The organism is Acidobacteriota bacterium (assembly GCA_040752915.1).
Classification (GTDB): domain Bacteria; phylum Acidobacteriota; class UBA4820; order UBA4820; family DSQY01; genus JBFLVU01.
Genome location: JBFMHB010000072.1, coordinates 1 through 12667, shown reverse-complemented (window position 1 = coordinate 12667; position 12667 = coordinate 1). Strand labels below are relative to the sequence as shown.

Here is a 12667-nt window from a genome sequence, read left to right as displayed (position 1 = left end):
GGCCCTTCTGGCCCTGGACCACCTCGAGCTGAACCTTCTGGCCCTCGGTGAGGGTCTTGAAGCCGTTGCCCTCGATGGCGGAGAAATGGACGAAGGCGTCCCCGCCCGTCTCCAGAGTGATGAAACCATAGCCCTTCTTCTCGTTGAACCACTTCACTGTTCCGTTGACCACTGCTAACTCCTGTTTCTTTGAATCACCATCTCAACAAACCGTTTGTTGAAGAGGGTTCGCCAAGGAGTTTACCATGGGCGGGCCGGATTGTCAACCGCCCCGGACCGCGGGGACGGAGCCCCCGGGGCCTTTTCGGACCCGTGACCGGGCCATCGGGCGCGGAAAAAGGTGGAGGAGATGTTCGGATTCTTCAAAAGAAGGCGCCGAGAGCGCATTCTCTCAGAGCCCTTCCCCCCCGAGTGGCGCCGGATGCTCCGCCGTGACGCCGCGGTCCTGAGGGCCCTTCCGGAGGGTCTCTGGGCCCGGCTGGAGGACGACCTCCGCCTTTTCATGGCCGAGAGGGACTGGGAGGCATGCGGGGGCCTGCGCGAGCGGGAGGAGATGCGGGTTCTCATCTCGGCCGAGGCCTGTCTTCTCACCCTTGGCCGGTCGGTGGATGCCTTCGATCACGTGCGGACCATCCTGCTTTACCCCTCCCGGTACATCGCCCGCGAAGCCGTGGAGGATGAGCTGGGCGTCGTCACGGAGGACCTCGACGACCGCGAAGGCGAGGCCTGGGAGCGCGGGCAGGTGGTCCTTTCCTGGAGCGAGGTCTCGGCGGACGCCAAGCGGGCCGACGGCCGCAACCTCGTCCTCCACGAGTTCGCCCACCAGATCGACCTGTTGGACTTCCTCGACGGGGCCCGCCCCGCCCCCCCGGACCGGGAGCGCTTCGCCCGGTGGCGGGAGACCTTCCTGGATGCCTTCGAAGCCTTCGCCGACGCCGTGGATCGGGGAAAGAAGGTGCGGGTGCTCGATCCCTACGGGGCCGAGGACGAGGCCGAGTTCTTCGCCGTGTCCGCCGAGGCCTTTTTCGAGCGGCCCTCCGATCTGAAGCGCCACCACCCCGAGCTGTACGCCCTCCTCTCCGAGTACTTCGCCCTCGATCCGGCGGCTTGGATCTGGTAAGGCCCCGCCCGGAGCGACGCCCACCGCCCCGAATGGAACCTTCCGCCTCCGATACGGTCTCACGCGGTGTAGCGGACAGGAGGCGACCATGAGACGGATGCTGAAGAACTGGTTGGCGGCGGGCGCGATGGCGCTGGGGCTCCCCCTCCTGGCGGCGGGCCCCTCGGGGTTCACAGTGGAAGTGCTGGTGGACGGGGTTCCGCGACCCGAATACGCGGCGGGAGAAAAGGTGTACGTGGAGGCCCTCCGCGGCAGGGAGTACGCTCTCCGCCTCACCAATCCCCTGGGGCGCCGCGTGGCCGTGGCCCTGTCCGTGGATGGACTGAACACCGTAAACGCCCAGCGCTCCGATCCCGCCCGGGCCACGAAGTGGGTGCTGGATCCCTACGAGACCGTCGTGATCTCGGGCTGGCAGGTGAGCGGCGGGGAGGCGCGCAGATTCTTCTTCACGGGTGAAAAGCGCTCGTACGGAGCGTGGCTCGGCCAGACGGAGAACCTCGGCACCATCGAGGCCGTGTTCTTCGCCGAAAAGGTCCGCTGTCCCGCCGAGGTGGAGGCTCTAGGCGGGGTCCTGGGCGGTGAAACGTCCGCCGACGAGGGCGCGGCCCGGCGCGAGCGCCCGTCGGCCCAGGCCCCCGCGCCCTCCTCCCGAAACCAGGACTCCAAGTCGCTGGAAAAAGGGTCGGACCTCTCGGACGACTACGCGGCCACGGGAATCGGGCGCCGGATGCGCCACAGCGTAAACCGCGTGAGCCTGGACCTGGAGGAGACCCCGTCGGCTTCGGTGCGGCTCCGATACGAGTTCCGGCCCCAGCTGGTCGCGCTGGGCGTCCTTCCTCCCCCCCCTCCGAAGGTGCGTCCCCTGGACCGTCGTGAACGGGCCACGGGCTTCGAGGGGGCCTGGTGCCCGGACCCCTCCGCCGGACGCTGACCTTCACCCATCCCTACCCCTCCTTCTCTCCACAGGGGACGGGGCCTCCGGCGCCCCGTCCCCGCCTCGTTTCGTCCCGATCGCCGCCCGACCGCTCCCCTTCCCCAATCTCTTTTTCCTCCTCCCGGCTCTTCCCATCCTGTGGTACAAGAGAGGCCATGCGGCGCCGATGGGTTCGCATCCTGGTCTGGGGGGCGGTCGCCCTCCTGTTTCTCCTGTTCGCGCTGGGGCTGGTCCTGAGAAGGACACCGCTGGTGGACCGGTACTGCGAGCGGGTCCTCCTGAAGGCCCTCGCCCGCAGCGGCGGAACGTTCACCGCGGAGAAGCGCCAGGGGACCCTGCTCTCCGGTCTTCAGCTCGATGGAGTGAAGGTCGTCGTGCCGGGCCGCTTCGAGGTGACCCTCCGGCGCCTGCGCGTCCGCCTCCACTCCACGCCCCTCCTCGCGGGGGTCTTTTCCGCCAAGAACCCGTCCGCGGAAGGGCTCAAGGTCGTGGTGTGGACGCACGCCCGAGTCTCCCCGGAGGATGCATCGCCCCCCTCCAACCCGATCCCCCCCTGGCTTCTGGTTTCGGTTTCGGGGCTCAAGGTGGAGGGCGCCCTCCTTGAAATCCGGTCGGCGGCGGCCGAAAGCGCACCCACCGCCGTCCGTGGTGTGTCCCTGGCCGGCGACCTATCGATTGCCGCGGGTCGGCTGACCCTGGACGGTCTCCGCCTCTCCGTCCGAGAGGCGCCGCGATGGCCCGGGCCCCTGAGCGCCCAGGGCCGGCTCACCTGGATCCCTCCCGACGGCCTCAAGGGGGCCCTCCGTCTCAGAACCCCGGCCTCGTCGGCCTTCGTCACCGGGTCCGCCGCTGACCTCGCCACGTCCCTCCCGGAGCTGGCCCTGAACGCCACCGTGTCGCCCTTCGCCCTGAGCGAATGGCCTTTCTGGAGTCCGAGCGCCCCGGATTTTCGCCCCACTGGCAATCTCTCCCTTTCCCTGAAGGAGGGAGGCTGGCGATGGGTGTCCGACCTGAGCGAACCGGCACTGGGGGTCCTTCGTTCGAAGGGCTCGGCGCACCTTTCGGAAGGCGCATGGGTCCTGGAGGGAGAGGTCGAGAGCCCATCCTTCTCCCTGGCCCCCTTCTGGACCACTCCCCCCGACCGCGTGGCCAACCTTTCCGGATCCGTTCGTTTTCAAGCCCGCCTTCCTGAGACGGGGGAAACTTCCTGGACCGCACAGGCCGCCCTGGGGCCTTCCTCGGTGTGGGGATTCCCCGTGTCCTCGGCAAATCTGCAGGGCCGCGGCGGATTCTCGAAGGCCGACTTGGAAGGGACGGCATCGAGTCCCTTGACCGGGAGGGGGGCTTTTCGCCTTGCTTGGGACGGAAAGGAGGACCTCTTCCGCCTGGGCCTGTCGGGCGATGCCGCCGTCCTGCCCGAAATCCTAGGCCGCCTGGATCTCCTCCCGGAGCTGCCCCCTCCCCTTCGCCTTCCCGGGGACCCCCTGCGGGCGGAACGCCTGGAACTCACCTGGCGGGGAGAGTCGTTTCACCTCGAGGCCGAAGCCGATGACGCATCCGGCGGCGCCTATTCGGGCACCCTCTCCCTCTCCCCGGAGGCGCCGGCTGCGTGGTGGGTGACTTGCCGATCGGTGGCTCCCGCCACGTGGGGGCTTCCGGGAGAGGGTCCGTGGAACTTCTCCGCCCGCTTCGAGGGCGCCTCACTGGAACGGGGCCGCATCCTTCTCGAATCCTCCTCGTCCTCCTGGTCGGGCGTGAGCCTGGGTCCCTTCCGGTCCGAAGTGGAGGTCACGGACTGGGAAGTCTTCCGCCTTTCCCCCGCCGAATCCCTCACCTCGCTCGGGAGCATCGGCTTGAAGGGTTCGGTGGGACCGGCGGGGCGCCTGGACCTGGAGGTTCGAGTCCGCGAGGCCCCCCTGGGCAGGTGGGGAAACCTCTGGAACGTGGAGCTCGCCGGAATGGCCGAAGCGGAGGGGACTCTCCAGGGGGAGATCGAGGCCCCCTCGGTGGCCGGGAGAATTCACCTCCGGCCTTTCTCCGCGTGGGGGTTCGACGCCGGGAGCGCGGAAATCCGCGGCGTGTGGGGGCCCGGGGAGAAGAAGGTGTCCGCGGATTGGAGGGAACTCGCGCGGGACGGGACGGTGCTGGGGGACGGAACGCTCACCTTCGCCGAGGCGGGAGGGGTCTCCCGAATGAACCTCCGCACGGGCTTTGGCGCCGGCCGCGCGGTGCAAGCCACCGCCGTCGGCCTCCTCGACGGCGACCACGGCGACCTTCGCGTGGACACGCTGCGAATGGAGCTGGAGGGACGTCCCTTCGACCTGACGGCTCCCGGCCGCGTGGCCTGGGATTCGAAGTCCTTCCGGTGGGAGGGCATTCAGCTCCGGCGCAACCAGAACAGCGTGGCCACCGAGGGCCGGTTCCGCTACGCCGACGCCGGTCTTGCCGCCGGACTGGAGGCCCGAATCACCGCAAAGCACCTTCCCCTGAGGTTCCTTCCCTTCCTGCCGGGACCCGACACCCTGACGGGTTTTGTGACGGGAGAGCTCACCTGGGTGGGTTCCCTGGAAGATCCGGACCTCCAAGGCGAACTCGCCCTTCTGGACCTTCGCCTGAGAATCCCCGACAGCGACTTGTTCGTTCTGGGCGGCGCCCGGATGGCCGCGGAAGGCCGGAATCTGAGGATTTCCGAGTCCTCGCTGACGACAACGGAAGGGGGGGCGGCCACCCTTGAGGGAGGCCTGGAGTTCCGGGGACTCCTCGTCCGGGACATGAGCCTGCGCGCCAGGGGTGACGACTTCCCCGTGGTCTTCGGCAGGGACTTTTCGGGAACGGCCGATTTCGACGTGACCCTGAGAGGCCCCCTCTCGCGGCCAGTGGTGGAGGGGACCACCCGGATCGTCAAGGGCCGGATCCAGCTTCCCGAACTCGAGAGAATGGAGCCCATCCCCGCCACCATCCGGTTCGTCAACACCCCTCCCGGATCCCCCCTGGCCGCGGCCTCCGTACCCGACGAACTGGTGGGGCCCTTGCGGGGCACCTTGCGGATCCGCAGCGAAGGCAAGCTCTGGGCAACCAACCGCAGCCTCCTGGCTGAACTGGCGGGCGAATTGACGCTCCGTATGAGGGAGGACGGGGAGGCCCTCGAAGGGAGTCTGGACATCCTTCAAGGCCGATACGTGTTTCAAGGTTTGAAATTTGACCTGACCGAATCTCGGATCTTCTTCAAGGGCACGACGGACTGGACTCCGTACCTGGACCTCAAGGCCCGGAGAGAGTCCGCGGGAGCGGTGGTGACCGCTCACGTCACGGGGCCGGCGGGCCGCCCGGAACTCGGGCTGAGTTCCTCCCCGCCCATGGAAGAGGGCGACATCCTCGCCACGCTCCTCTTCGGCCGGGCCTCGGAGGACCTGACGGCGGGCGAGAACCAGAAGTGGGGTTCGGCCGCCGCCGCCCTGGCGGTGCAGTACCAGGCCGGCCCGCTCCTGGACTCGGTCAAGAAGCGCCTGGACCTGGACGCCTTCCAATTGGGGACGGACTCCTCGGGAGCCGCCCAGGTGGGATTCAGCAAGTTCATCGGGGATCGGACCGTTCTCGAGTACCGCCAGACCTTCGGGGCCCTACCCGAGGGCCGCCTCAATCTCCGCTACCGCATCAACCGCCACCTCAGCGTCCAGTCCGAGTCCTCCACCCTGGGGAAATCGGGCCTCGACCTCCTCTGGGAACAGAGTTACTGATGGGCCGCCCCTTCCGCCTCGCGCCCCTCCTCCTCGCGCTGGCCGCGGGAGCCTCCTGGGCCCAGACCCCGCCCGAGGCTCCCCAGTCTCCCGGCCCCGTGTACCGGTCCATCCGAGTCACCGGCCAGTCCTCCTTCGCCGAGGACCGGCTCCTTCTGGCCGCGGAGATTCCCCGGCCCTCCCGGTTCCATCCTTTCGGAGCGGGTCCTTCCTTCACGGCGGTGGACGTGGACCGGGCGGCCTCCGAAATCGCCCTCTTTTACAGGCGCCAAGGGTTTTTCGAGGCCACCGCGGTGGCCGCGGGGTCCCCGCCCCCCGTGGCGGAGATCCGCGTGGAGGAAGGACTCCCCACGCTTTGCGAATCCGTGGGGGTCGGGCTGTCCGGACCGCGTTCGGGCGAGTCGGAGGCGCTCCTCGCCCTGCTCGTCGAGGATCTTCCCCTCCGGCGGGGGGACCGGTTCACCGCGGACGCCTACGAGGCATCGGCGGACCACCTGATGCGGGGCTTCCAGGAGGCGGGCCACCCGTTTCCGGTGGTCGTTCCCGAGGCCGAGGTGGACCTGGCCGCCCGGAAAGCCCGCGCCACGTTCACGGTGACGCCGGGCCCGAGAGGCGTCTTTGGCGACGTCACCTTCCAGGGGATTCGCCACACCGAGGAGGTTCTCCTCGCCCGCGCGGTGACGTTCCGCCGCGGCTCTCCCTACCGGATCTCCGAGGTGGAGAAGACCCAGGAGGCCCTGTACAGAACGGGACTGTTCGATTCGGTGGTCGTGCGGCCCAGGCGCAAGGGCCCCGAGGGCGAAGTTCCCGTGGTCATCGTTCTGAAGGAGGGACGCCACAGGAGAATCCGCCTGGGAATGGGGTTCAGCACCGATGAGGATCTCCGTTGGCGGGCGGGATGGGAGACCCTGCGCCTGCGGGACCGGATGATCAGCCTCGGCTTCGAATTCCGCGGCTCCTCGCTGGAGAGGGAAGCCTCCGCCCACCTGCGCCGGCCCTACTTCCTCGACCGGGACACGGCGCTCTCCGCCCATGCCTCCTATGGCAAGATCAAGCTTCCGGCCTACACCTACCACACTCTGCAGGGCCGTCTGGGGCTCGAACACGCCTTCACTCCGCGGTTCAGCGGCCGTCTCTTCGCCTCCGGGGAACACATCACCCGCCTCGAACCCGACCCGTCCGTCGGTCTGCGTCTCACCCGCGAAGCCAAGGAGGCCGCGACCATCGCCTCCCTCCAGGGGGTCCTCACCTACAACACCACCGACGCGCCCTACGACCCCCGAACGGGTTGGCTCCTGACCGCGGCGGCGGAGCCCTCGGTCACGCAAAACGGGATCCGGTTTCTCAGGACCACCGCCGAGGCGAGGCACTACCGTTCCCTGGGGAAGGACTGGGTCTGGGCGGCGCGCCTGAAGGCGGGAGGCATCCTGACGGATCAGAATCTATCGGGCATCCCCCTCACGCGACGCTTCTATGCCGGGGGCCAGGCCAGCGTCCGTGGGTACCGGTTTGGCGTGCTGGGCCCCCGTTCCCAGGATGGAATCCTCCAAGGGGGAAAGGGGTTGATCGAGATGTCCACGGAACTCCGATTTCCCCTGTGGGGCGACATCAGCGGCCTGCTCTTCGCGGATGCAGGCAATGCGACCACGAGGCCCTTTGCCTCGGGCGGTGCGTCCCTTTTCACGGGCGCGGGCGCGGGCCTGCGTTTCAAGACCCCCGTGGGCCCCGTGGGCGTGGATCTGGCGTGGAAGCTGAGGAAGACGCCCGTGGACCCGTCCCGTTATCAGATCGCTTTCTTTATCGGATACGCCTTTTAGCGCCCGTGGGCCATTCAGGGGGCCAGATCCCGAAGGAGGCCTTTCCTGGGCGCCCCACGATCCAGATGAATCTCGGGAGACAGGACAGGGCGCCGGCGGAAAAGGCCGGGGGCGGTATGCCCACCTTGAGGCTGCCTGCTCAGGCGGGCGGGGAAGGCTGACTTTTTCCAATCTGCCCGCCCGAGAGGCAGGCGGAGCCGCCGCTCCGCCCACCCGTGCCTACGTGGGGGCAGGAGACCCACCGTGCCGTCAACCCCGCCCACCCATGATCCGGACCGTCGAAGCGAGAATGGAGCCATCCTGCCTCGTGAGGCCTTCCACCCGCACAACCTGCGATGGAGCCAATTCGGAGGGGGAAACGGATTGCCCTCGCCGGGTGATCACCGTCTCGGGGTCGAGGACGACGGACACGCTTTGACCTCGGCGTTCCATCTGAAAGCCCGTGACCGTACCCTGGCTGGCGGTAACCGACGAGATTCTTCCGGCACCCATCGTATCCGTGGCCATGACGTGGACAAAGACCCCTGCGAAGAAGGCGTCTGTTGCGATTCCCCCGACGGAGGCATAGGAACCGACCTGAAGCAGGAGATCCTGGCCATGATCCTGGCCCATGTGCTCCGCCGCATGCATGCCGCCGCCGCCGCCCATGCCGCCACCGCCACCCATGCCGCCGCCGCCACCCATGCCGCCGCCGCCGCCCATGCCGCCGCCGCCGCCCATGCCGCCGCCGCCGCCCATGCCGCCGCCGCCGCCCATCATCCCTCCGCTACCCATGCCGCCGGACATATCGCCTCCCACGCCCGATTGCATGTCGGCGGGGCTCATCCCCGAGAAGCGGGCCTGCGCCACGCGGATGTCGAAGAGACCATCCAGGGTGATCTGCACGGGGTTCCCGGATGTGTCTGCTTCAAGCGAAGTGATGTTTCCCTGGAGCATGAAGGGGCGTCCAACGTAGACCGCGGTGGCGACCGCCTGCCCTAGGTTCACCCGCTCGAACGCTACCGCCTCCTCACCCACCACGAGGTCGGGCAGGTCCAGGCTGACCAGGTTGCCCTGATCGTCCATTCCGACGAGAACCGTGTCGGACGTGACAGCGAGGGGGATGCCCTGAACGACGATCGAGTCGCCGTTTACCGATTCAATGTCCCCCGAAAGATAGCCGTGAGGGGAAGGTCCCCCCGGATTCTGGGCAAAGGTCGAAAAGGGGGCGGCCAGGGCTGTGCAAACCAAGCCCAGCACCCCGGCGCGCAACCCAAAGCGTATCCATTCCGTCCCGAGAAACCTCGCAAACATGGGCAACCTCCTTGGCAGGCCATTCTCACAGTGTGTCGCTGCACTTTTTTCACCGGTTTGGAAGCGCGATTGGATGATATCCTCCAGTCCGTATTCCTCCTTCTCGGCCGGAAGCCTCCGACGGCGGGCCGTTCGCTGCCGGGCCCCGTCTTAGGTAAGCAAATCTCCTGCCGCAATGCCTGCACCTTACATCGAGGCGCTCGTATCCGTGAGCCGGACACTCGCGCGCAGACACCCCATGAAACATCGGAGCTCGTACCGGCCGGTGGCCCGAGGCGTCCAGTGAAAAACCGCCTTTCCCGTTTCCGGAAAGAACTGCCGCATGCCCGCTCCGCTCAACACGACTCCTTGGGTGCATCGTCCCCCGCCCGTTCGAAGGATCGTCAGTTCCACGGGCCGCCGCGGATCGAGGGTCAAGGACTCGGGGGAGAATCCCCGCTCTCCCAAGGTCATCGTGAATCTTTGCGGAGTGTCCAACCATCTCTGGTAGCGCCAAGCCACGAGGCCCGCTCCCGAAACCAGTAGGAGGGACACGATCAGCACGGCCACCGTCCCTCCCGGAGAAAGCATCACGGGATACCCGTACGATTCGTCCTGGATGCGCAACGTCGTCATCGGATCCTCCTTCATCTGCCGGGACCATGCCCGCTGTTCCTGGACCTATCAAAGGCCATGCCACCCCCATGAGGCGCGCGCAGAGAATGCGATATCTCTTTCTTCAGGAGGCGGTTGCATGCGCCCCCGGGAGGGAACCGGCAGGGGCCGAAGGCGAACGGACGGAAGTTTTTCTCGATGCGCCGAATACAGTTGTTGAACGGAGGCTCGCCCCGGGCAGGAGCGGCCGGTGCGCCGTCGTCTCCGAAACCGCACGAGAGCGAAATTGCGATGCGGGAGGGTGCCTCTGGCGGAGGCGGGCTACGCGTCCTCGATTCCAAATTTCTTCAAGCGGTAGAGCAGGACGTGCCGCGGGATGTGGAGGCTCCTTGCGGCGGCGGACCGGTTTCCCCGGCTCTCCCGCAAGGCCTTCAGGATGGCCTCCCTCTCCAGCGCCCACAGACCTCCCTCCTCCGCGAAGTTCCCGCCCGTGGACTTCCGAAACTCCCGAGGCAGTTGCTCCGGTCCGATGACCCCGCCGCGGCACAGGATGGCCAGGCGCTGGCACAGGTTCTGAAGCTCGCGGACGTTGCCGGGCCACGAGTAACTTTCCAGCATGGCCATGGCCTCCATCGATACTTCTTGGTCGCCTCCGCTGTATTCCATGAGGAATCGTCTCAGGAGGAGGCGAACGTCGTCGCCCCGCTCCCTCAGGGGGGGGACGTGGATGGGGATCACGTTGAGGCGGTAGAACAGGTCTCGGCGGAAAGCGCCGGCTTCGACGGCTTTCTCCAGGTCCTGGTTGGTCGCCGCGATCACGCGAACGTCGACGGGCGTGGTACGGCGCCCCCCCACGGGATCCACGACCCGCTCCTGGAGAACCCTGAGAATCTTGGCCTGGAGCCCGAGGTCCATATCCCCGATTTCGTCGAGAAGGAGCGTGCCCCCGTGCGCCTGAACGAACTTGCCTTGGCGTTTGTCCGTCGCGCCGGTGAAGGCTCCCCGTTCGTGGCCGAAGAGCTCGCTCTCGAGAAGATCGCGGGGCAGGGCGGCGCAGTTGACCGCCACGAAGGGTCCTTCTCGCCTCGACGACTGCGCATGGAGCGCCCGGGCGATCAGTTCCTTCCCCGTCCCGCTTTCCCCCGTGATCAGGACCGTCGCTTCCGTGGGCGCCACCCGTCGGACCGTTTCGAGGATCTGCTGCATGGGCGCGCTGGCGGCCACGATGCCCTCCTGGGGCTTCTTCTCCTCCAGCGCCCTTCGGAGGCGGCGGTTTTCTCGGTCCAGGTCTCCGATCTTCATGGCCTTGTCCGCCACGAGAAGCAGGGCCTCCTGGTCAATCGGCTTCGTGAGGTAGTCGGCGGCTCCCCGCCGCATGGCCTCGACGGCATCCGCGATGGTTCCGTACGCGGTCATGACCACGACGGGCAGACCGGGGACCTGCTCCGTAAGGGAGGACAGGAGCTCGATCCCGCTCGTTCTCGGCATCCGCACGTCCGTGATCACGAGGTCGAAGGGCTCCTCCCTTGCCCTTTCCAAGGCGGAATCCGCGTCCATGGCCTGGGTGACCGAGTGGCCGTGCTTTTCCAGGTGGTACGCCAGGACGCGCCGAAGATTCGGATCGTCCTCCACAAGAAGGATGCGTCCCTTACGCACCGTCGCCTCCCGGACCTGCCGCGGCTTTTCGAGGGAGAAGGAGGGTGAACCGCGCCCCCCCGGCGGACCGCGTCTCCCCCCACACCTTTCCGCCATGGGCATCGGCGATCTGTTTGACCAGCGCGAGACCGAGGCCCGTGCCGTCCTTTCGCCTTGTGAAGAAGGGTTCGAAGAGCTTTGCCTCGCTTCCGCCTGGAAGGCCGGGACCCTCGTCCTCCACCGCAAAGGCGCACCCCTCCGGCCGCTCGGACGCCGCCACCTTCACCCGAGAGCTGGGCGGCGAGACCTGAATGGCGTTCAGGACAAGGTTGGCCAGCGCCTGGTGCAGGCGGTGGGGATCCGCCTCCACAAGACACCCTCTTGGAACATCCGCTTCCAGGACAACGCCGGCAAGTCCCGCGGCCGGATTGAGAGCCCGAATGACGTCCTGCACCGCATCCTCCGCACGGACCGTCCCCGGGTTCAGAGGGATGGACCGGCCCAGGTCCAGGAATTCGTCCACCACCCTCCTCAAGCGATCGATCTCCTGGAGGAGGATCTCGAAGAAGGGGCGACGGACGTGGTCCGGTGGATAGTCTTCGGCCAGGATCTCCGCGGCGCCCTGAATGGAGCCGAGGGGCGTACGGATTTCGTGGGCCACACCCGAGGCGACCCTTCCCGCAGCCGCGAAGCGCTCTGCGGCCTCCAAGCGCCGACCTAGTTCCATGGCCCGGGCTCGGTCCGCCTCTCGGCGGTCCACGAGGAGTCCGGTCAGCAGACCCAGGCCGAGGTAGAAGAGGATCTCCATGAAATCCTGGTTATCGAGGAGAGGACCCTCAAACCTCAGCGCGAGGGGAAGGGTGGCCGCCGAGATGGCCGACCCGACGATCAGCCCACCGCGCGTTCCGAACCAGAGGGCCGCCAGGATGATCGGGACGTAGCACAGCCGCCGGTGGACGAGGTGAACCCAGTGGGGGAAGGGCAGGACCATGTAATGCAGGGAGAGCGTGAAGGCCACGAGAATCACGAGAACGCCCGCCTGGAGGCTCAGGGACCATTTTCGATTCATGGCACCTCCCAAGGGGGGATCTGCAATCATCGGGCCAGCCCGACTGCGCTCTTGCCGCGTGGGAGCCACCGCACTCGGGCTGAAAAGTAGATCCTATTCATGCGTGTCCAAAAGAAAGCATCGTGTCTCCTTCGAACGTCGGCCGGGCCCTGGCCGCGCCCCTGGCGCGGCACGGAGGGCCCGGTCCGGGCGCGTCCATGCCCGCCCGCACGCGCCCCGTCCCCAGCCCCTCCGCCGCCCTTCGGGCTCCAGGCCCGGCCTCGTGCTGGAATGCCCCTCCCCCCTCCTCCGGCGTTGCGCCGGCGGCGCCGGACCGATTGCGGCGTCAGCCTTCGGCGGCCAGCTCCTCGACGCACATCCCAGTACGCCTGCGTCGCAGCCGCCTCGGCTTCCTTGCACTCGGCCCACCGGCGCCGGGACGCGCCGTACGCCGCTGCGCGACGGGAGGCAGGCAGGTTTAGACGCGCA

The 12667-nt window shown here is 67.6% G+C and carries 9 protein-coding genes; 4 read left to right on the top strand and 5 right to left on the bottom strand.

Annotated features, from left to right (window positions below):
- A partial coding sequence (locus AB1824_11445) for a cold-shock protein (GenBank protein MEW5765579.1) occupies positions 1 to 172 on the bottom strand: 172 nt, incomplete at its 3' end.
- Between the two features lie 177 nt (positions 173 to 349).
- Between AB1824_11445 and AB1824_11440 the strand changes: the two genes are divergently transcribed.
- The 4 genes from AB1824_11440 to AB1824_11425 all read left to right on the top strand — a co-directional run bounded on the left by AB1824_11440 (position 350) and on the right by AB1824_11425 (position 7608).
- Positions 350 to 1120 carry a M90 family metallopeptidase gene (locus AB1824_11440; protein ID MEW5765578.1) on the top strand — a complete coding sequence of 257 codons (771 nt, stop codon included), beginning with the start codon at positions 350 to 352 and terminating at the stop codon, positions 1118 to 1120.
- 88 nt (positions 1121 to 1208) lie between these two features.
- Positions 1209 to 2051: a hypothetical protein gene (locus tag AB1824_11435; GenBank protein MEW5765577.1), complete on the top strand. Its 843-nt coding sequence runs from the start codon at positions 1209 to 1211 to the stop codon at positions 2049 to 2051.
- A 158-nt stretch (positions 2052 to 2209) separates the two neighbouring features.
- Complete coding sequence (locus tag AB1824_11430) at positions 2210 to 5791, top strand: translocation/assembly module TamB domain-containing protein (protein MEW5765576.1); 3582 nt, start codon at positions 2210 to 2212, stop codon at positions 5789 to 5791.
- Positions 5791 to 7608 carry a BamA/TamA family outer membrane protein gene (locus tag AB1824_11425; GenBank protein MEW5765575.1) on the top strand — a complete coding sequence of 606 codons (1818 nt, stop codon included), beginning with the start codon at positions 5791 to 5793 and terminating at the stop codon, positions 7606 to 7608. The genes AB1824_11430 and AB1824_11425 overlap by 1 nt, the downstream gene beginning before the upstream one ends.
- A gap of 249 nt (positions 7609 to 7857) precedes the next feature.
- Here AB1824_11425 and AB1824_11420 read toward each other — a convergent pair whose 3' ends face one another.
- From AB1824_11420 to AB1824_11405, 4 genes are all read right to left on the bottom strand, one after another.
- A complete protein-coding gene (locus tag AB1824_11420; protein ID MEW5765574.1) occupies positions 7858 to 8901 on the bottom strand; it encodes a DUF5666 domain-containing protein in 1044 nt (347 codons plus the stop codon).
- 186 nt (positions 8902 to 9087) lie between these two features.
- Entirely contained in the window at positions 9088 to 9516 is a 429-nt protein-coding gene (locus tag AB1824_11415; GenBank protein MEW5765573.1) for a hypothetical protein, read from the bottom strand.
- Positions 9517 to 9816: 300 nt separating this feature from the next.
- Complete coding sequence (locus tag AB1824_11410) at positions 9817 to 11151, bottom strand: sigma-54 dependent transcriptional regulator (GenBank protein MEW5765572.1); 1335 nt, start codon at positions 11149 to 11151, stop codon at positions 9817 to 9819.
- Entirely contained in the window at positions 11144 to 12199 is a 1056-nt protein-coding gene (locus tag AB1824_11405) for a HAMP domain-containing sensor histidine kinase (protein MEW5765571.1), read from the bottom strand. The genes AB1824_11410 and AB1824_11405 overlap by 8 nt, the downstream gene beginning before the upstream one ends.
- Between the last annotated feature and the right edge of the window lie 468 nt (positions 12200 to 12667).

Excerpts from the sequence above, each read along its gene's own strand:
- AB1824_11415 (MEW5765573.1), bottom strand. The coding sequence starts at position 9,516 with ATGACGACGTTGCGCATCCAGGACGAATCGTACGGGTATCCCGTGATG.
- AB1824_11420 (MEW5765574.1), bottom strand. The coding sequence starts at position 8,901 with ATGTTTGCGAGGTTTCTCGGGACGGAATGGATACGCTTTGGGTTGCGC.
- AB1824_11430 (MEW5765576.1), top strand. The coding sequence starts at position 2,210 with ATGCGGCGCCGATGGGTTCGCATCCTGGTCTGGGGGGCGGTCGCCCTC.
- AB1824_11425 (MEW5765575.1), top strand. The coding sequence starts at position 5,791 with ATGGGCCGCCCCTTCCGCCTCGCGCCCCTCCTCCTCGCGCTGGCCGCG.
- AB1824_11435 (MEW5765577.1), top strand. The coding sequence starts at position 1,209 with ATGAGACGGATGCTGAAGAACTGGTTGGCGGCGGGCGCGATGGCGCTG.
- AB1824_11440 (MEW5765578.1), top strand. The coding sequence starts at position 350 with ATGTTCGGATTCTTCAAAAGAAGGCGCCGAGAGCGCATTCTCTCAGAG.
- AB1824_11405 (MEW5765571.1), bottom strand. The coding sequence starts at position 12,199 with ATGAATCGAAAATGGTCCCTGAGCCTCCAGGCGGGCGTTCTCGTGATT.